General features: G+C 44.7%; 15 protein-coding genes. 6 read left to right on the plus strand and 9 right to left on the minus strand.

Annotation, left to right across the window (positions count from 1 at the left end):
- Positions 1–246: 246 nt before the first annotated feature.
- From gpmM to MHM98_RS15205, 3 genes are all read left to right on the plus strand, one after another.
- Positions 247–1,788 (plus strand): 2,3-bisphosphoglycerate-independent phosphoglycerate mutase, encoded by a 1,542-nt coding sequence (gpmM, locus tag MHM98_RS15195; RefSeq protein WP_239440215.1) that lies wholly within the window; start codon positions 247–249, stop codon positions 1,786–1,788.
- A 28-nt stretch (positions 1,789–1,816) separates the two neighbouring features.
- On the plus strand, positions 1,817–2,917 hold the full coding sequence (locus MHM98_RS15200; protein WP_239440216.1) for a peptidoglycan DD-metalloendopeptidase family protein: 1,101 nt from the start codon (positions 1,817–1,819) through the stop codon (positions 2,915–2,917).
- 162 nt (positions 2,918–3,079) lie between these two features.
- A complete protein-coding gene (locus MHM98_RS15205) occupies positions 3,080–3,913 on the plus strand; it encodes a divergent polysaccharide deacetylase family protein (protein ID WP_239440217.1) in 834 nt (277 codons plus the stop codon).
- On the opposite strand, the gene MHM98_RS15210 is transcribed toward MHM98_RS15205, so the two are convergent.
- The 5 genes from MHM98_RS15210 to ftsY all read right to left on the minus strand — a co-directional run bounded on the left by MHM98_RS15210 (position 3,880) and on the right by ftsY (position 8,419).
- On the minus strand, positions 3,880–4,107 hold the full coding sequence (locus MHM98_RS15210; protein WP_239440218.1) for a hypothetical protein: 228 nt from the start codon (positions 4,105–4,107) through the stop codon (positions 3,880–3,882). The two genes, MHM98_RS15205 and MHM98_RS15210, sit on opposite strands and share 34 nt — an antisense overlap.
- Before the next feature lie 129 nt (positions 4,108–4,236).
- On the minus strand, positions 4,237–5,094 hold the full coding sequence (rpoH, locus tag MHM98_RS15215) for an RNA polymerase sigma factor RpoH (protein ID WP_239440219.1): 858 nt from the start codon (positions 5,092–5,094) through the stop codon (positions 4,237–4,239).
- Between the two features lie 124 nt (positions 5,095–5,218).
- Complete coding sequence (ftsX, locus tag MHM98_RS15220) at positions 5,219–6,136, minus strand: permease-like cell division protein FtsX (RefSeq protein WP_239440461.1); 918 nt, start codon at positions 6,134–6,136, stop codon at positions 5,219–5,221.
- A 52-nt stretch (positions 6,137–6,188) separates the two neighbouring features.
- Positions 6,189–6,893 (minus strand): cell division ATP-binding protein FtsE, encoded by a 705-nt coding sequence (gene ftsE / locus MHM98_RS15225; RefSeq protein WP_239440220.1) that lies wholly within the window; start codon positions 6,891–6,893, stop codon positions 6,189–6,191.
- Positions 6,894–6,922: 29 nt separating this feature from the next.
- Positions 6,923–8,419 carry a signal recognition particle-docking protein FtsY gene (ftsY, locus tag MHM98_RS15230; protein WP_343229219.1) on the minus strand — a complete coding sequence of 499 codons (1,497 nt, stop codon included), beginning with the start codon at positions 8,417–8,419 and terminating at the stop codon, positions 6,923–6,925.
- Between the two features lie 183 nt (positions 8,420–8,602).
- On the opposite strand from ftsY, the gene rsmD reads away from it, so the two are divergent.
- Entirely contained in the window at positions 8,603–9,175 is a 573-nt protein-coding gene (gene rsmD / locus MHM98_RS15235) for a 16S rRNA (guanine(966)-N(2))-methyltransferase RsmD (protein WP_239440221.1), read from the plus strand.
- Between the two features lie 10 nt (positions 9,176–9,185).
- Here the strand turns inward: rsmD and MHM98_RS15240 are convergent, their stop codons facing one another.
- Positions 9,186–11,717: a TonB-dependent receptor gene (locus MHM98_RS15240; protein ID WP_239440222.1), complete on the minus strand. Its 2,532-nt coding sequence runs from the start codon at positions 11,715–11,717 to the stop codon at positions 9,186–9,188.
- A 281-nt stretch (positions 11,718–11,998) separates the two neighbouring features.
- On the opposite strand from MHM98_RS15240, the gene MHM98_RS15245 reads away from it, so the two are divergent.
- Positions 11,999–12,436, plus strand: coding sequence for a hypothetical protein (locus MHM98_RS15245; protein ID WP_239440223.1), 438 nt, complete (start codon positions 11,999–12,001; stop codon positions 12,434–12,436).
- Between the two features lie 97 nt (positions 12,437–12,533).
- On the opposite strand, the gene MHM98_RS15250 is transcribed toward MHM98_RS15245, so the two are convergent.
- The 3 genes from MHM98_RS15250 to MHM98_RS15260 all read right to left on the minus strand — a co-directional run bounded on the left by MHM98_RS15250 (position 12,534) and on the right by MHM98_RS15260 (position 17,098).
- Positions 12,534–12,902, minus strand: coding sequence for a hypothetical protein (locus MHM98_RS15250; protein WP_239440224.1), 369 nt, complete (start codon positions 12,900–12,902; stop codon positions 12,534–12,536).
- A gap of 115 nt (positions 12,903–13,017) precedes the next feature.
- Positions 13,018–14,667: an electron transfer flavoprotein-ubiquinone oxidoreductase gene (locus tag MHM98_RS15255; protein WP_239440225.1), complete on the minus strand. Its 1,650-nt coding sequence runs from the start codon at positions 14,665–14,667 to the stop codon at positions 13,018–13,020.
- A 274-nt stretch (positions 14,668–14,941) separates the two neighbouring features.
- Positions 14,942–17,098 carry a GNAT family N-acetyltransferase gene (locus tag MHM98_RS15260; RefSeq protein WP_239440226.1) on the minus strand — a complete coding sequence of 719 codons (2,157 nt, stop codon included), beginning with the start codon at positions 17,096–17,098 and terminating at the stop codon, positions 14,942–14,944.
- A gap of 116 nt (positions 17,099–17,214) precedes the next feature.
- On the opposite strand from MHM98_RS15260, the gene MHM98_RS15265 reads away from it, so the two are divergent.
- Positions 17,215–17,610 carry a thioesterase family protein gene (locus tag MHM98_RS15265; protein ID WP_239440227.1) on the plus strand — a complete coding sequence of 132 codons (396 nt, stop codon included), beginning with the start codon at positions 17,215–17,217 and terminating at the stop codon, positions 17,608–17,610.
- Positions 17,611–17,619 lie beyond the last annotated feature (9 nt).

Raw genomic sequence — 17,619 nt, forward strand, 5'->3', positions numbered from 1 at the left:
TGTAAAACTCGTAACGATTTGGCGCTTAGTATACAGACCAAATAGTCAGTTACCAATGTCTTATTCTTATCATGCCTCCACCTACAGCTGAAGCGGTAAAACAAGGCGTCAACAAACACATCATTGCTGAAATAATTTATTCTAACTTTCAATGACAATTGTGTTTTTTATCGGCCGCGCTCGGTGTAATATGTGTCACACATTTTGTCATCAAAAATCTAGTCACTCAGTTAGGAAGTTAAATTAATGTCTGCGGCCAAAAAACCATTAGTGCTCGTTATCCTTGATGGATGGGGTTATCGCGAAGATCAAACCAACAACGCCATCGCCCTAGCTAACACGCCAGTGTTAGACAAACTATGGCAAGATTACCCAAGCACGTTGATTTCAGGTTCAGGCATGGATGTTGGCTTACCAGATGGTCAAATGGGTAACTCTGAAGTTGGCCACGTTAATATCGGCTCTGGCCGCGTGGTTTACCAAAACTACACCCGCATCGACAAATCTATTCTCGACGGTGACTTTAACACCAACCCAGCTTTTGTTGATTACATCGACGCTAGCGTTAACGCAGGCAAAGCAGTGCACATCATGGGCTTATTATCGCCAGGCGGTGTGCACAGTCACGAAGACCACATGCTAGCGTTAATTAAACTAGCCAGCGAGCGCGGCGCTAAAGACATTTACTTCCACGCCTTCCTCGATGGTCGTGACACGCCACCACGCAGTGCACTCGCTTCAATCGAAAAAGTACAGGCGCTATTTAACGAGTTAGGCACTGGCCAAATCGCATCACTCGTTGGCCGTTACTACGCCATGGATCGCGATCAACGTTGGGACCGCGTAGAAGTTGCTTACGACTTATTAACGCAAGGCAAGGGCCAGCATCAATACGATTGCCCAGTTAAAGCATTAGAAGCAGCTTATGAGCGCGACGAAACAGACGAGTTTGTTGGCGCCAGCGCTATTACCAACAACGGCAACGCCGTCACTATCGAAGATGGCGACGCCCTATTCTTTATGAACTTTAGAGCAGATCGCGCCCGTGAAATCAGCCGCGCGTTTATAGACACTGACTTCACTGGTTTTGAACGCAATAAATGCGTCGAGCTTTGCGGTTTTGTGCAACTAACACAATACGCCGATGACATCATCAGCCCAATCGCCTACGCGCCAGAGAAATTAGATAACGTGTTGGGTGAGTGGCTACAAAACCACGACAAGACGCAACTTCGTATTTCTGAAACTGAAAAATACGCTCACGTGACCTTTTTCTTTAACGGTGGTGTAGAAACTGAATTTAACGGCGAAGATCGCATCTTGATCCCATCTCCTGATGTTGCAACCTACGATTTACAGCCAGAAATGAATTCAACGCTGTTAACTGACAAGCTAGTCGGCGCTATCGAAAGCGGTAAATACGACGTGATTGTGTGTAACTACCCTAACGGCGATATGGTTGGTCACACAGGTGTTATGGACGCAGCAGTTAAAGCCTGTGAAGCCGTTGATAGCTGTATTGGCCGTGTGGTAGAGGCGTTAGAAAAAGTCGGTGGCGAATGTTTAATTACCGCCGATCACGGCAACGCCGAGCAAATGGTTAATGAAACAACTCAGCAAGCACACACAGCACACACCAGCGAGCCAGTACCTTTCATTTATGTTGGTCGCCCTGCAACACCAGCAGGCGTTGGTAAACTAAGCGACATTGCCCCAACAATGCTGCGCTTGATGGACATGGAGATCCCAGAGCAAATGACGGGCACTCCATTAATGACGCTCAACTAAGTTGTTACGCTTCTTCGGCATAGCACTTATGACCACGCTGCTCTTTAGCAGCGTGAGCTTTGCCGATGACAATAAAGACCAACTCAAAGCCATTAAAGGCAAAATCGATGAGCAAAAATCACTGCTCGCCAAACAGAAAAAGCAACAACAACGCCTGCAAAATTTGTTACGCGATACCGATAAAAAAATCGCAACAGCAGCTAACGATCTCTACAAAACACAGCAACAACAAAAAACAGCCCAGCGCGAACAAGCCGCGTTAGTCACTAAAAAACAAACCCTCAAGAAAACACAATCCCATCAACAAGATGTCTTAGCTAAGCAGCTAAAAAGCGCCTATATGACGGGTAATCACGATCTCATGCAATTACTGCTTAATCAGGAGCAAAGCGGTAAGACAGAGCGATTACTTGGCTATTATCAATATCTCAATAAAGCGCGTGTAGAGGCAATCGACGAATTAAAACAAACAGTCAACGCACTGCAAGATGTCGAAGCACAACTCGTCAACACACTTGCCGTATTAGACAAACTACTTAAACAACAGCAACAAGCACAAGCCGCGTTAAAGAAAGAAAAACAAACGCGAAGCAATGCGTTAGCCCAGCTACAAAAATCTTATCGCGCCAACAGCGCCCAGTTAGAGCAATATCAGCTGTCCGAATTAGATATCAAACAGCTCATTAAAACGCAACGAGAAGCGGCACAGGCTCGACCGACGGAGAAACCTCTCAAGGGCTTAGCTAAAGTTCGCGGTCGCTTAACCAAGCCGACGAAAGGTAGAACAACCCACAACTTCGGCCAAAAGCGCAGCGGCCAGTTGCGTTGGAAAGGTGTCACCTTAGTTGGTAAAGAGGGCCAACCAGTCAATTCGGTTTACCACGGCAAAGTAGTATTTTCTGATTGGCTAAAAGGCTTTGGCTTGGTGTTAGTGGTCGATCACGGCAACGGTTATATGAGTTTGTATGGCCATAACCAAGCGCTACTCAAGAAAGCTGGCGATTACGTGGGTCAAAATGAACAAATCGCCTTGTTGGGGCAAAGTGGTGGTCAAGCATCACCGGGACTGTATTTTGAAATTCGCCACAAAGGCAAGGCGATTAACCCAACGCGATGGTTTAAAAAATAAACCAATGAGTCACTTTTAGAACAGTTGACGCCTTGGTTGTTGTATTTCGTTAACATCAATGCATAAATTAGTCATTAAGCATTATTGGCTTCGTCTAGAAATTCTGCTCAAATGACGCCAATACATGATGTAGTAAACAAGTCACCGGAGAGTGAATAACCAATGAAGGTACGTTTTTTATTTGTTAGCTTAATTGCGCTAATAGGCAGTAGCTTTAGTCACGCCACTGTGACGGCTAAGCCAAAAAATACGCCGCGTATCGCGATTGTTATCGACGACATTGGTTACCGCAAAACTGATTTTTCAGCCCTCGACCTCCCTGGACAATTTACCTATTCTGTTGTTCCTTTTGCTCCTTTTACTCAAACCATTGCCAACGCTGTGCATGATAGTAATCGTGAAGTTATGGCACATATTCCGATGGAAGCGGTGCACAATAATCACTTGCTGGGCAAAGGTGCATTAAAACTGGCAATGACCGAGCAACAAACACGACAGCAGGTACAAGATATTATCGCCGACATTCCTCATGTCAGCGGTATCAATAATCATATGGGAAGTCAGTTTACGACCAAGCCCAAAAATCTCGCGTGGTTAATGGATGAAATTTCGCATCAACAGCTTTACTTCATAGACAGTAAAACCACAGCCTATTCAATGGCAGAAAAAGTCGCTGTAGAACACGGACTGCGCACAGGTCACCGTCATATATTCCTCGATAACCAACTAGACACGCCTTATTTAAACCAGCAGTTTAATCAGCTAATTAAAATTGCCAAAAAGCATCACTACGCCATTGCGATTGCTCACCCGCATCCGCAAAGTATCCGTTTTTTAAAAGAAATTAGTGCTAAATTATCCGAGCTAGGTGTGGAATTGGTACCAGTATCAGCACTGTTACCAGAAATGACGCGCATCGCCCGCGCACGCCATCTAGACAATAAGACTGGCGCCAACAAACGCTATATTGGAGTATCGGCAACACTGCCTAAGTGATTGTCGGCTGTGCGTTCTTCTTCGCTTGTACACAAGCAATCTTGTCTCTGTGTTGCGTTACTATCTTCAAAACCGAATTCAGCATCAGATAGTAATTCTGAAGACACTTCCTCAGTATCCAGCTGAACACAGTCACCGTGAATCGGACAATCCTTTGCCACGACATTTACTAAATCAACTTGGTGCTTAATCATTTCCGTTCCATTCCAATTACAACAAACACACTATCAATAAAAGGCTCGCTCCAATCCAGAAATATGTCACTTTTGTGACAAATTCTGAACATAAAAAAAGCAGCTAATAAGCTGCTTTTTTCAAATCTTTTACTCCATGGCTGCCTTAAGCTTCTTCATGGCGTTTTTCTCAAGCTGTCGAACGCGCTCCGCCGACACCTCATAATACTTAGCAAGATCTTGCAACGTTGCTTTCTCATCATTGAGCCAGCGCGACTGAACGATGTGCTGACTGCGCTCATCTAATGTAGCTAGCGCATTGCGCAATTTATCATTAGCGTGATCTTCCCAGTTTTTCTCTTCAACGTAAGTTGCAACGTTTGAAGATTTATCTTCTAGGTATTGTGTCGGTGCAAAGTTAGTGCTGCCAGAATCATCATCGTCATTGGCTAAGTCAAACGAATTATCGGTCAACGCCATGCGGTTTTCCATTTCAAGCACATCACGTGTTGAAACACCTAACTCTTTCGCTACAACATCTACTTCGTCCTGATTAAACCAACCAAGACGAGTCTTATTTTTACGAAGATTAAAGAATAATTTGCGTTGTGCTTTAGTGGTAGCGACCTTAACGATGCGCCAGTTCTTTAATACGTACTCGTGTATCTCAGCTTTGATCCAATGCACAGCAAAAGAAACTAGACGAACACCCACATCAGGATTGAAGCGTTTAACCGCCTTCATCAATCCCACGTTGCCTTCTTGAATTAAGTCAGCGTGTGGTAATCCGTAACCAGCATAACTTTTAGCAACATGAACAACAAAACGGAGATGAGACATAATCAGCTTTTGTGCCGCCTTCAAATCGCCGTCGTGATATAAACGAGAGGCCAATTCATGTTCTTCCTCGGCATTAAGCATAGGGATCTGCGCAGCGCGAGAAACATAAGTTTCGATGCTACCAGAGGCTATTGGCATTAATGCTGTTGATTGAATTGCAGTACTCATTTACTACTCCTAATTTAAAACTCGACCCGAGTCTAGCACGCTATTTTAAGGATCGCTAGAGGATCCAAGCCGAGAATGTTACTAAGTTTTTCCGTCTTATTAGTCCGTCTAAAACTCACTTAGTTCACAATTGATTTTCTGGTTCAATTTCATAGACATGGCGCATTACAGAACCATAAGCTCCCAGCCATCCCAAGCCAGAACTCAGTGCGATCAAGATCAAAAATTCACTAAAACTCAATCCACTAAGGGTTAATTCCGAGCCTAATTGATTTGCTAATCCCACCAATGCACCTTCAACCCACCATAGGATCAACGACACACAAACCCAAGCAATCAACCCACCAATCAACCCATACCAAATGCCAGTGTAAAGAAATGGGCGGCGGATAAAGTCATTAGTCGCGCCCACCAGTTTTAACACTTCGATTTCTTCGCGGCGATTCAAGATGGATAAACGAATGGTATTGGCAATTACCAATGCCACCGCAAGCAACAGTAAAACGCCCAATGCTAATGCCGCATCATCTAGCAGGTTTACAATAGCAGTAAGTTTCTCAAGCCAAGTGACATCAAGCTTACCAAAGGCGATTTCAGGCTGTTGCTGCAGTTTTTCTAGTAGCTCACGAGCACCTTCAGGACTAGAGTATTGCTTAGTTGGCACTACTAAGATCACCGAAGGCAATGGATTTTTATCGAGATAAGATAGCGCATCACCAAAACCAGATAAGGTCTTAAATTCTTCTAGCGCGTCTTCCGCGCCAATGTAAGTTACCTTACTCACTTGCTCATACAAACCAATACGACGCAGTACGTTCTTAGTTTGATTTTCGTTAATACCTTCTTTCATAAACAAGGTGATTTCGGCAGCGCTATCCCAACTGCCACGTAGCTGCTGACCGTTTTTCATCAGTAGATGCAGCGCAGTCGGTAACGCCAAGCTCACACCTAGCACAGCCATCGTTAACAAAGACGAAATTGGCATTCGCCACAGCTCTCCTATGCTCGCTAAAGCCTGCTGTAAATGACGAATGAAATACATCACCAAACGGTGACCGGGATTGCTTTTGGTTGCGCCCGGCGATTTACGCTGACTAAATAACAGGCTCAAATTCACTCTCCCTTAAATCTGATGATGACAATCCATCTTGAATCATTTGTCCTTGACGCAGGGTAAAGGTGTGATACTTCATGCGTGCTATAAGTCCCAAATCATGAGTCGCAATCATTACGGCTACGCCAACGGAATTGAGATCTTCAAACACCTTGAGGATTTCTACCGACAAATGGGGATCTAGGTTACCCGTCGGCTCATCTGCCAATAACAACGGCGGCTTATTAACGATAGCGCGAGCAATACCTACACGTTGTAATTCACCACCAGAGAGTGAACTTGGCATGTTGTTTACTTTAGATAGCAAGCCAACCTTATCTAAGGCAGCAGCAACGCGGCGTTTAATATCAGATAGGTGATAACCTTCGATAATGAGTGGCAGAGCAACGTTATTAAAAACACTGCGATCCATTAACAAGCGGTGATTTTGGAAGATCATGCCGATATCGCGACGCGCGTATGGCACTTGCTTTTTGGTGATTTTATTGAGGTTGTGACCATTGATGAACACCTGACCCGACGTCGGGCGTTCCATCATAGCAATCAGCTTTAGCAGAGTACTTTTACCAGCACCTGAATGACCAGTTAAGAACGCCATTTCTCCCGGTTGAAGATGAAAATTAACCCGATTCAAGGCTTGTTGCCCGCCGGGATAGACCTTGGTTACATCTTCAAACCGAATCATTTAGCGCTCTCTTTTTTTATTATTAGAATTTATTGTTCTTCGCCAGTAAACAGGGCTTCGACAAACTCAGGACCATTAAATTCACGTAAATCGTCAATGCCTTCACCAACACCGATGTAGCGAATTGGAATCTTGTATTTATCAGCTAAGGCAAATACCACACCACCCTTGGCTGTGCCATCTAGCTTAGTAATGGTTAAGCCTGTCACGCCCACAGCTTCATTAAATAGCTGTACTTGGCTCATGGCGTTTTGTCCTGTTCCCGCATCAAGCGTTAACATCACTTCATGAGGAGCTGTTTCATCAAGCTTGCGCATTACGCGAACGACTTTCTTAAGCTCTTCCATTAAGTTTGATTTATTTTGTAAGCGGCCAGCCGTATCAGCGATTAACACATCAACGTTACGGGCTTTAGCAGCTTGTACGGCATCGAAGATAACTGATGCACTGTCAGCACCTGTGTGCTGCGCAATTACTTGAATATCGTTGCGCTCGCCCCACACTTGAAGCTGTTCAACCGCTGCAGCGCGGAAGGTATCACCAGCAGCTAATGCCACTTTCTTACCTTGTTGCTGGAATTTTTTCGCCAGCTTACCAATGGTTGTTGTTTTACCAACACCATTTACACCAACCATTAGAATGACGTATGGCCCATCACTTTTTTCGATGTCTAACGGCTGAGATACTGGCTTGATCACTTCCACCATCTCTTCTTGCAATAACTTATAGAGCGCTTCACCGTCTTTAAGATCTTTACGCGATGCACCTTGAGTTAAAGAATCGATAATCTTTAACGTGGTATCGACTCCAACGTCGGCAATTAATAGCTGCTCTTCTAATTCTTCGAATAAATCATCATCGATTTTCTTACCTTTGAATAAACCAAAGATACCACTACCGAAGTTTTGCTTAGTACGTTTAAGGCCTTCTTTTAAGCGGGCAAAGAAACCTGATTTCTTTTTCGGCTCTTCTTCCTCAGCCGCTTGCTCTGCTTCAGCTTGCGCCGCAGCTTCTTCAGCCGCCTGCTCTTTCGCTGCTTGCGCCGCAGCTTCTTCAGCCGCTTTCTCGGCAGCTGCTTGCGCCGCAGCATCTTCAGCCGCCTTCTCTGCTGCAGCTTGCGCCGCCGCTTCTTTAGCCGCTTTCTCGGCTGCCGCTTGTGCCGCAGCTTCTTCAGCCGCTTTCTCTGCTGCAGCTTGCGCCGCCGCTTCTTCAGCCGCTTCTTCAGCTGCTTTCTCTGCTGCCGCTTGTGCCGCAGCCTCTTCAGCCGCCTTCTCTGCTGCCGCTTGTGCCGCAGCCTCTTCAGCCGCCTTCTCTGCTGCCGCTTGTGCTGCAGCTTCTTCAGCCGCCTGCTCTTTCGCTGCTTGGGCTGCAGCTTCTTCAGCCGCTTTCTCTGCTGCCGCTTGTGCCGCAGCCTCTTCTGCTGCCTTTGCTTCTGCAGCTTGTTGCTCAGCTAAATTTTGCTGCTCTGCCTCTTGCTCTTTTTTACGGCCAAAACCCAACCAACCGAACATGCCTTTTTTTGCCATTATTTTGAAAACCTTATCAACATCTAATGCGATTTGAGCGTACAATAGCGCCCAAGCTGTACCCGTATTTATGGATTGGAAATTACTAAAAAGCCAAAGCGGGTATAAACCCAAGCTGTAAAACCTATAGCTTGAGTAAGAATTGGCACAGATGATAGCAAATACAAATAGATTGAGGTAGAGATGGCAGCAGGAAAAGGTGGTTCAGGTCAAGTTAGGATTATCGGTGGCCAATGGCGTAGTCGAAAACTGCCTGTAACCGATGTTGAAGGCCTGCGCCCAACAACCGATCGCGTCAAAGAAACCGTCTTTAATTGGCTCGCTCCCTATGTCAGCGAAGCGCGCTGTTTAGATCTATTCGCTGGGAGCGGTGGTTTGTCTTTTGAAGCGCTATCTCGTTATGCCGACAGCGCTCTGCTGTTAGAAAAAGATCGTAACGCAGCGATGCAGCTTAAGAAAAACCTCACTACCTTAAAGTGTGACAACGGTGAAGTTAAAAACACAGACAGTATAAAATTTTTAAGCGCGTCGTCATCACAGCAATTTGATCTAGTCTTTATCGACCCACCATTTCGTAAGAACCTGCTCGAACAAAGCTGCCAATTATTAGAAAGCAACCATTGGCTGAGCGAAGATGCCGTTATCTATATCGAAATGGAATCTGAACTCGCGGGCGTTAACTTGCCAAGCAATTGGAGCTGCCTTAAAGAGAAAACCGCAGGCCAAGTGACCTTCTCATTGTGGCAACGAAACTAACTCATTTCGTCTAAAAGCGATAGGTCACGCCAGCGTAGTAATAAGCGCCATTAAATCCAAATGGCGCAGCGCGGCGAGAATAGTCAAACACCCCAGCCGAATTCACTAGTGTTTGGCCTTCGCTATCAACAATATACCCTTGCTCAGCTTGACCGATAATGTTGCGATCTGGTGTCACGTCAAATAGATTATTTACGCCAGCATTAAAACTCACTGCCTGTGAATAGTGCCATGTCATTTTTACGTCTGTTAGCCACTTGGCACCGTAAGTTTGTCGCTCGTTATTGTCTAACACCGAATACTCGCCAAAGCGGTTGGCAGAAAAATTATAAACAAAGTTATTCACAGCATAGTTCGCGGTGAGATGAAAACGATCCTTAGGCTGCCACTCTTCGATGATCGAAACCCCTTGCGCCCCGAATACGTCACTCGGTTTAATGCCGTTGAGGCCACCGGGTGAAAACTGCTCTGTCACCTCAGTGTCAGTGACATTAGCACTTACTGATAGTTGTAATTCGCCTTGACCTAACTGGGTCGTATAAGTTGCAACTGCATCAAACCCTTGCGTTTTGGTGTTAGCGCCATTAATAAAAAACTGCGCGCCTGTCACCTTGTTTTTAGCCAATCCGCTATCGAAGATCCCACTACCTGATCCCATGCCAATTTGGTCGCTGATCACGATGCGATCATCAATAAGGATCATGTAGTAATCCAAGGTCAGCATAAAGTTATCCAAAGGCTCGAAGGCCACGCCAAAACTGAAGTTTTTCGACTTTTCTTCACTCAGCGCAGGAATACCGACATCTTTAGCCAGTTGCGAATCGTTGCGGAAAGTCCCCACTTCAACCGCCTGCCCGTCGACGAATTGGGTGCTGATGTTATTAAAATATTGCTGCTGCATCGACGGTGCTCTAAAGCCAGTGCTAAACGCGCCGCGCAACGTTGTTGTGTCGCTAACGCTATAGCGTGCCGACAGCTTTAGATTAAAGGTGCTGCCGAAATCTTCGAAATCGTCATAACGCAGTGCCGTAATGACCAACCAATCATCGCTAACATCCCACTCTGCATCACCATACACCGAATACACCATGCGCGATTCGTCCACTTCATTAAGCGGCGTAAAACCTGGAAATACTTGAATGCCCGCGTTGGCGCCAATTAGGCCACCATCATAATCACGCCATGAATATTCTTCGCCCGCAGTTAATTGATAATGATCGCGACGCGCCTCAAATCCCCAAGCTACTGCGACACTTTCTCGATCCCATGTAAAATCGAGGTTCAACGTAGAAAGCCCTAGACTTAGCTCGCCTGAATGGGCACTGGTTTGCGCAGATTGTCGTAAACCTGTATCTAAACCTTGCGCCACCAACCACGATGCATTAACGGAATTGCTTACCTGATAACTTTGACTATTTTTACCGTGACTAACAGCAGCATCAAATGCGATACCGTTGTCGAAATAGGTGCGATAGCCCACGTTAAATGAATAATCGTCATTGTCGGTAGTAATTAGTGGTAAATAGCCTTGCGGATAAAAAGCTTCGCCATCTGATAGCTGTGGATTGTTGATGACTTGATTGGCACGGCGGAAAAAACCGGCCGACTCGTTTTCCCGCTGCGACAATGTAATAAAACCGTAAAGCTCATCGTCATCCCAATCTACTGCGCCATTAACAACAGCACTGTGGTGACGAACTTGCGCATCACCGACCCGAAAATTTTGACGCTCAAAACTGATTTCACGCGAGTCTTGCGCCACTAACACACCTGCTAATGTCGGATGTGGCGAACAGGAAAACTGACATACGCCACTTTCACCTGCGCGATTAGTCGCACCGCGATCTCTAAATTCATAGCTAATATTTACAAAGCCATTTTCCAGTTCAATACCTTTGCTAACGCCCAACTGCCATGTTTCACCATCGCCTTCGTTCGTTTGACCATATGACAGATTGACACCACCCGGTTCACTGCCATCTTTAAGCACAATATTAATCACACCAGCAATTGCATCAGAGCCGTATTGCGCAGCAGCGCCATCGCGTAGAATTTCGATACGCTCGATCGCATCGATAGTAATGGCATTTAAATCAACGCCTGAGGTGCCGCGGCCAACAGAGGTATTAATATGAACAAGCGCTCCTTGATGGCGGCGTTTACCATTAATCAGCACCAGTGTTTGGTCTGGCCCTAATCCACGCAAAGTAGCAGGACGCACTGCATCTGTGCCATCACTAATACTAGAGCTAGAGAAATTAAATGAAGGGATCAGCGCTTGAATCATCCGTCCAACTTCGCTGTGACCCGTAGCACGCAGCTCGGCATTACCAATAACATCAACCGCCACCGGCACATCAGATTCAGTGCGGCCAGCCACGCGACTACCAATCACATACACCATATTAGCTGACTCATCATCAGCCACAATCATTTGATTAGCAACAGTAGGTACAGCTAAGGCCACAGAAGTCACCATGGCAATTGGGGGTAAAATTAATTGCAGCGCACGTGATAATCGAGAAACCGAAGTCCTTTCCATCATACATCCTTGTTCAGAAATCGTCTTATAGCCGAAGAACCGAATAAACTACATCAAAGTGATTACAAAATCACCATCTACCAGACGAAAGAAGGATAAGAATTGTAATAAATTGATTATGAACAATTCAGCTCAACGTTTTGGCATAAACTATATACCAAGCAAGAAACCCGAGATAAAAAAAGCAAGTAAAAATAGCTAACCAATTGACAAATATTAACTTTGTTACTAGTGTTTCAATAGTATTTACAACCAATATGCATATAAAATACGCGCCAAATATGGAAATAAATTTTCAAGAGATTTACCAAGAATTTAAGCATTATCCTCTAAAACCATCTATTAAAGGATGCCCCCACTGTGAACTAAAAAGCGTGAACTCTTCTCTTCACTCAAAAAGCTTAGAATCACTCTCTTGGGATGACTTTCAAGTTTTCATATTCAAGTCTATGACGACATTTGGAGATGTTGAGGATTTTAAGCATTTCTTACCTAGAATATTTGAGCTATACATTACTGACTATTGGAATGCACCTTATGACTTTGAACTGCTCTTATCAAAGCTTACATATGCGAAATTTGAATCTTGGGAGCAACATGAAAAGAAGACAATAAAAGTCCTATATCAGAGTTGGGTAAATCAGCTACAGACTTCTGGGTTACAATCAGACTTAGAAATTCTCGAAGATATTGAGAGTGATGTTCTAAGTTTATCGTGATTTTATAAACGTACTTATAAAGAATCGAAACTTCAAAGCCCCATTTTTAGCATGGGTATTTTGGCCTGTTGAGAAAAGGTAACTTACTACAAAACACTCAGATAAGATTTATCGTTGGTTTAACAGTGCTTAAAACATTTAAGCACTCATTTTGTCCCTTAACTAAAAACTCGTTTAGAGCACTATGTTTTGATAAAAATCCATCTCGATGATTTTCTTGTGCTAGCCAACCCGAATCATGTATTCGTAAAAGCCAGTTATCAGTCACTGTTTTGTTTGACCAAAATTCGAGTAAATCACCTTCATCTAGACATCTAAAACCAATGGGTTGATGAAAACAAACTTCAATACGTAAATTAGATCCTGCAGCAATCACTATTCTTAAAAAGTCTAAATCGTAATTAAGTGATTCAATATAGGTTTCGTTTCCTCTGTAGCCCATAAAATCAATAATTGAGGCTTCCATAGAAGTACCACGCTTTATAAAGGATTATTCATCATACTAGACTAACAAGACCTCAAACAAAAATGCCGCAACTATCAGCTAGCTGCGGCATTATCACTTTCAAATACGAAAACTACTACATATTCGGGTAGTTCGGTCCACCAGCACCTTCTGGGGTTACCCAAGTGATGTTTTGGCTTGGATCTTTGATATCACAGGTTTTACAGTGAACACAGTTTTGACCGTTGATTTGAAAACGCTGTTCACCGTTCTCTTCAATCACTTCATAAACACCAGCAGGACAGTAGCGCTGTGCTGGCTCCGCCCATTTTTCCATGTTGACGGTCAGTGGAATCGATGCGTCTTTAAGGGTTAAATGACAACGCTGATCTTCTTCGTGGTTAGTATTTGATAAGAATACCGACGACAACTTATCGAAGCTCAACTTACCATCTGGTTTCGGGTAGTTAATTTCTTGTGACTCACTGGCCAGTTTTAATTGCTCGTGATCTAAGCTGTCATCTTTGAGGTTAAATGGCAGTTTACCGCCAAAGATGTTTTGATCGATCATGTTGTAAGCACCGCCCAAGGTAGTGCCAAACTTGTGCATTGCTGCGCCGAAGTTGCGTGAGTTGTATAACTCTTCGTATAACCAAGATTGTTCAAATGCCGCAGCGTATTGGGTTAATTCGCTAGCAGCTTCTTCGCCTTTCGCTAATTCTTCGACAATAACATCGGCGGCAATCATGCCTGACTTCATCGCGGTGTGTGAACCTTTGATCTTAGCGAAGTTTAATGTACCCGCATCACAACCAATGAGTAGGCCGCCCGGGAAGCTCATTTTAGAAAGCGAGTTTAAACCGCCTTTAGCAATGGCACGTGCACCGTAAGACACACGAGTACCGCCTTCTAAATATTTGGCGATTTCTGGATGGTGTTTATAACGTTGGAACTCATCAAACGGACTTAAATATGGATTCGAGTAGTTAAGGTCGACGATTAAACCACATACTACTTGGTTGTCTTCGATGTGGTAAAGGAAACCACCGCCTGTCGCGCCATTGTCTAGTGGCCAACCGCCAGTGTGAACAACTTTACCTTGTTGGTGTTGCTCGGCAGGAATGGTCCACAGCTCTTTAATACCCAAACCGTAATGTTGTGGGCTACGGCCTTCGTTTAAATCGAAACGAGCTTGCAGCTCTTTACCTAAGTGACCGCGACAACCTTCGGCAAAAATGGTGTATTTAGCATGAAGTTCCATGCCCGGCATGTATGAGTCTTTTTGCTCACCACTTTCGCTAATACCCATGTCGCCAATTAAAATACCTTTAACTGACCCATCGTCATTATAAAGTGTTTCAGCAGCAGCAAAGCCAGGGAATACTTCAACGCCAAGTTGTTCAGCTTGTTCGCCCAACCAACGACACAGGTTACCAAGGCTAATAATGTAGTTGCCTTCGTTGTGCATAGTTTTCGGTACAAAGGCGTTTGGCACTTTGGTGGCTTTAGATTCGCTACCAAATAGGAAAATGTCGTCGCCAACTACTTCGGTATTAAGCGGCGCGCCTAGTTCTTTCCAATTTGGGAATAATTCGTTTAGGGCACGAGGTTCGAATACGGCACCTGATAGGATGTGGGCACCAACTTCTGAGCCTTTTTCAACAACACATACCATGAGCTCTTGCCCTTTTTCTTGTGCTGCTTGCATTAGACGACACGCTGCTGATAGTCCAGCTGGACCACCACCTACGATGACGACGTCAAACTCCATCGATTCACGTTCCATACTCTGCTCCTATTACTCTTTTATTCGTTGCTTAGTGTGCTATTTCATGTCGCTCTTTGGCGACTTATCTTGGGACAATCACTGCTACCTGGGCGAAGATTGTTCGAATATTGGCTACGAGTCTGCCAGAAAGTTTACGTGTACGTCAACTATACCTGTGATTCTTTAACCGCCAGAGAATTAAACAACCGTTTGAAACTTAGTGCAAGAAATTTTTGTTATTTGCTCAAGAAGAATTCGGGGAGATTGAACAGATGTTGATAAGTTACTGTTTTTAAATGTGCTGAAACCAAGAGCTGATTGCGCGTCGCAAAGTTTGCTGTGCTTGCTTTTTACCACTAAATTTCAATTCACTGCACACTGTAGCCCATGAATGTCGCTGCAGAATACGTTTAATGACTAACGCTTGTTCCAGATCAGTAAGTGTAGACATTGTCGCTGGCCTAGAAAAAATTCCTTTTTCTATCATCGAGTTAACCTGTTCTACGGGCCTATTTCCGCAACAATAGTTATCGATATTAAAACGCTCAAAATCACCAAGTGTGGTTAATTCTTTACAATATTGCAGAAGTTTTACGACCAATTGACTAGATAGCTGACTGTGACTATCGGCTAAATCGTAACGCAGCGCCTGTGAGAATTGTTCATTAGCCGTAGAGATCATCTCTTCGGTTTCACTATTTATTGCTTTTAACACCATCAACGAATGAGTACCACTCGCGCTGTCACGACTAAATCCCAAACGAACGGGACGATAATCACAATTGAACCAAAACTGGCTGAGCTGCGCCGTTGCACCAAAACTGGAGCCCAAGATATCGATGTTATGCGCGTTAGCCCATTGCGTCGTATGTTGATCAAGCGCACTGCCAATACCGCTACCTTGCCATTGTGGATGCACTGCAATACGCATAATACGGCCATAGCTGAAGCTGGCAGCGTCTTTAACGCCCAATTGCCCAAGCAATGATTGCGGTAGCAAATGACCACGTAAACGGCGCTCACCCAAAGCAATCTTATTAACTAGCTCCACAGGCAGATTCCCTTCTTGCATAATCAGCGATGCAGCTACGACGTTGCCATCAAATAAACCAACCAAAATATGTAAATCTGGCGCGTCGAGCAACTGTCTAAAATCGGTTGGCGAGGTTTGATAATGGGCTAAAACAAGTAAGCTAAAGAGTTGTTCTAATAGCTGACTATCTTGCGCGAGTTGCAATTGCGTTAGCCACTGAAATTCAAGCTGGCTAGCTGACACCTCATAGTGTGAACTTAAATTCACAGCTTTAGCATTGATGCCTAATAACTTGTTACTCAAGGCTTCCACGGGATCGCCAAGTTGCCAGCGCACAGGTTGTGAGAGCTGGTATTGGCGCATTTGCGGCGCAATTTTTTCAAGCTCAGTTAAGAATTTAAGCACAAAACCACGGCCAGTCCCTTCATAGCCATGAATGGTGGTGGAAAATACCAAGCGGGAATAATGCTGACTTAAGCTAATTAGCATCGGGGTCGGAATTGCCGCGGCTTCATCCACCATTACTAAATCCGCTTCGGGTAATTGACTCACCAATTCGTCGGGGGCAACAAAGCGCAATTGCTTGTCTTGCCACAACAGCGAGTTTTGCACGCGCTTTGCGTCTGGCAGTAGGCGCATCGCATGAAAAAATACACTGTCTAATGCTGCGGCTTTAGGCGCAGTAATCACAATATTCGACAAGCCATTTTGCAATAACTGTGCTGCGGAGATACCTAGTGCACTTGACTTGCCACGGCCACGATCGGCGTTAATGACCAGCGGTCTATTGCGATGTCCGGTGGCAACTTTGATAATCTGCGCCACACACTCCGCTTGTTCTGTCGTGGCGTAAGGCCCCGTAATTTGATTAGCAGCAACTCTATTAACAGTGGTTTCGTTGGCTATAGTTTCGTGGAGATTGGCTGGCAATTGCCATGTCACAGCGTCAGTTTGGCCTTGTTCGATGACAATGGCGTGACCGTCATCTTTGATTTCTTGCTGTAGACGCTGAATAAACAGGGAATTCACACGACGAATATCATCTGGAGTCGCTACATAACGCTGATAGTCAGGATCTTGATAACTTTGCCATTCAGTCCACTCAGGCACCAACAAGTAACAAATTCCGCCGCCACTTAACGCTCCAATAGCTTGACCAAAGGCATCGGGATGAAAGCCGCTAAACGCATTAAAGACCAAGCTTTGATATTCGCGGCCGAGACTGAGGTGGGCTTTGCTCGATGCCACACCAGCATCATCCCCTGCGCCAATCCACAAACAATCATCCGAAATGACAACTTGTTTGACTAAATCACAGGCCCATGCTTGTTCGCCGCTAAGCACCACAAATTGACGCGTCTTAGTGCAAGAAAATTGCTCGGAGAGTTGCTGTAAAGATTGGATCAGTGTCGACAAGGTAGTGTTCTTTTGGCTCGTTAGATTAATTGATTCTATCGCTAAACGTATTATAACTGGAATATTTTTGTTAGATTGTCACACACCAAAATCAAACACTCGTTTAGGATGACGCTATGTTTTCATTGACCATTACACCGCGATTTTTAGAAACCGATGCCCTCGGACACATCAACAACACCGTTTTTCCAATGTGGTTTGAGTCTGGTCGCGATCCTATTTTTATGTTCTTTACCCCAGATCTCGACGTTAATAATTGGAAATTAATGTTGGGTGGTATTAGCGTTAGCTATCACGCCGAAACCCACTTTGGCAGCGATGTTGAAATTCGCACCTATATCGCCCGTATCGGAAATAGCTCGTTCGATATCTATCAAGAATGTTGGCAAAACGGCGTTAAAACTGCCAGCGGTAAGGCAGCAATGATTCACTACTGCCACAAAGAAAAGAAAAGTGTGCCGTTAACGCCAGAGCTTCGCGAGAAGTTGCAACAACACATGCTTGAAGAGTAATTTTTTCTT

Source organism: Psychrobium sp. MM17-31 (assembly GCF_022347785.1).
GTDB lineage: Bacteria > Pseudomonadota > Gammaproteobacteria > Enterobacterales > Psychrobiaceae > Psychrobium.

Coding starts and splice junctions, on each gene's coding strand:
- gpmM (WP_239440215.1), top strand. CDS start 247: ATGTCTGCGGCCAAAAAACCATTAGTGCTCGTTATCCTTGATGGATGG.
- MHM98_RS15200 (WP_239440216.1), top strand. CDS start 1,817: ATGACCACGCTGCTCTTTAGCAGCGTGAGCTTTGCCGATGACAATAAA.
- MHM98_RS15205 (WP_239440217.1), top strand. CDS start 3,080: ATGAAGGTACGTTTTTTATTTGTTAGCTTAATTGCGCTAATAGGCAGT.
- MHM98_RS15210 (WP_239440218.1), bottom strand. CDS start 4,107: ATGATTAAGCACCAAGTTGATTTAGTAAATGTCGTGGCAAAGGATTGT.
- rpoH (WP_239440219.1), bottom strand. CDS start 5,094: ATGAGTACTGCAATTCAATCAACAGCATTAATGCCAATAGCCTCTGGT.
- ftsX (WP_239440461.1), bottom strand. CDS start 6,136: ATGTATTTCATTCGTCATTTACAGCAGGCTTTAGCGAGCATAGGAGAG.
- ftsE (WP_239440220.1), bottom strand. CDS start 6,893: ATGATTCGGTTTGAAGATGTAACCAAGGTCTATCCCGGCGGGCAACAA.
- ftsY (WP_343229219.1), bottom strand. CDS start 8,419: ATGGCAAAAAAAGGCATGTTCGGTTGGTTGGGTTTTGGCCGTAAAAAA.
- rsmD (WP_239440221.1), top strand. CDS start 8,603: ATGGCAGCAGGAAAAGGTGGTTCAGGTCAAGTTAGGATTATCGGTGGC.
- MHM98_RS15240 (WP_239440222.1), bottom strand. CDS start 11,717: ATGGAAAGGACTTCGGTTTCTCGATTATCACGTGCGCTGCAATTAATT.
- MHM98_RS15245 (WP_239440223.1), top strand. CDS start 11,999: ATGGAAATAAATTTTCAAGAGATTTACCAAGAATTTAAGCATTATCCT.
- MHM98_RS15250 (WP_239440224.1), bottom strand. CDS start 12,902: ATGGAAGCCTCAATTATTGATTTTATGGGCTACAGAGGAAACGAAACC.
- MHM98_RS15255 (WP_239440225.1), bottom strand. CDS start 14,667: ATGGAACGTGAATCGATGGAGTTTGACGTCGTCATCGTAGGTGGTGGT.
- MHM98_RS15265 (WP_239440227.1), top strand. CDS start 17,215: ATGTTTTCATTGACCATTACACCGCGATTTTTAGAAACCGATGCCCTC.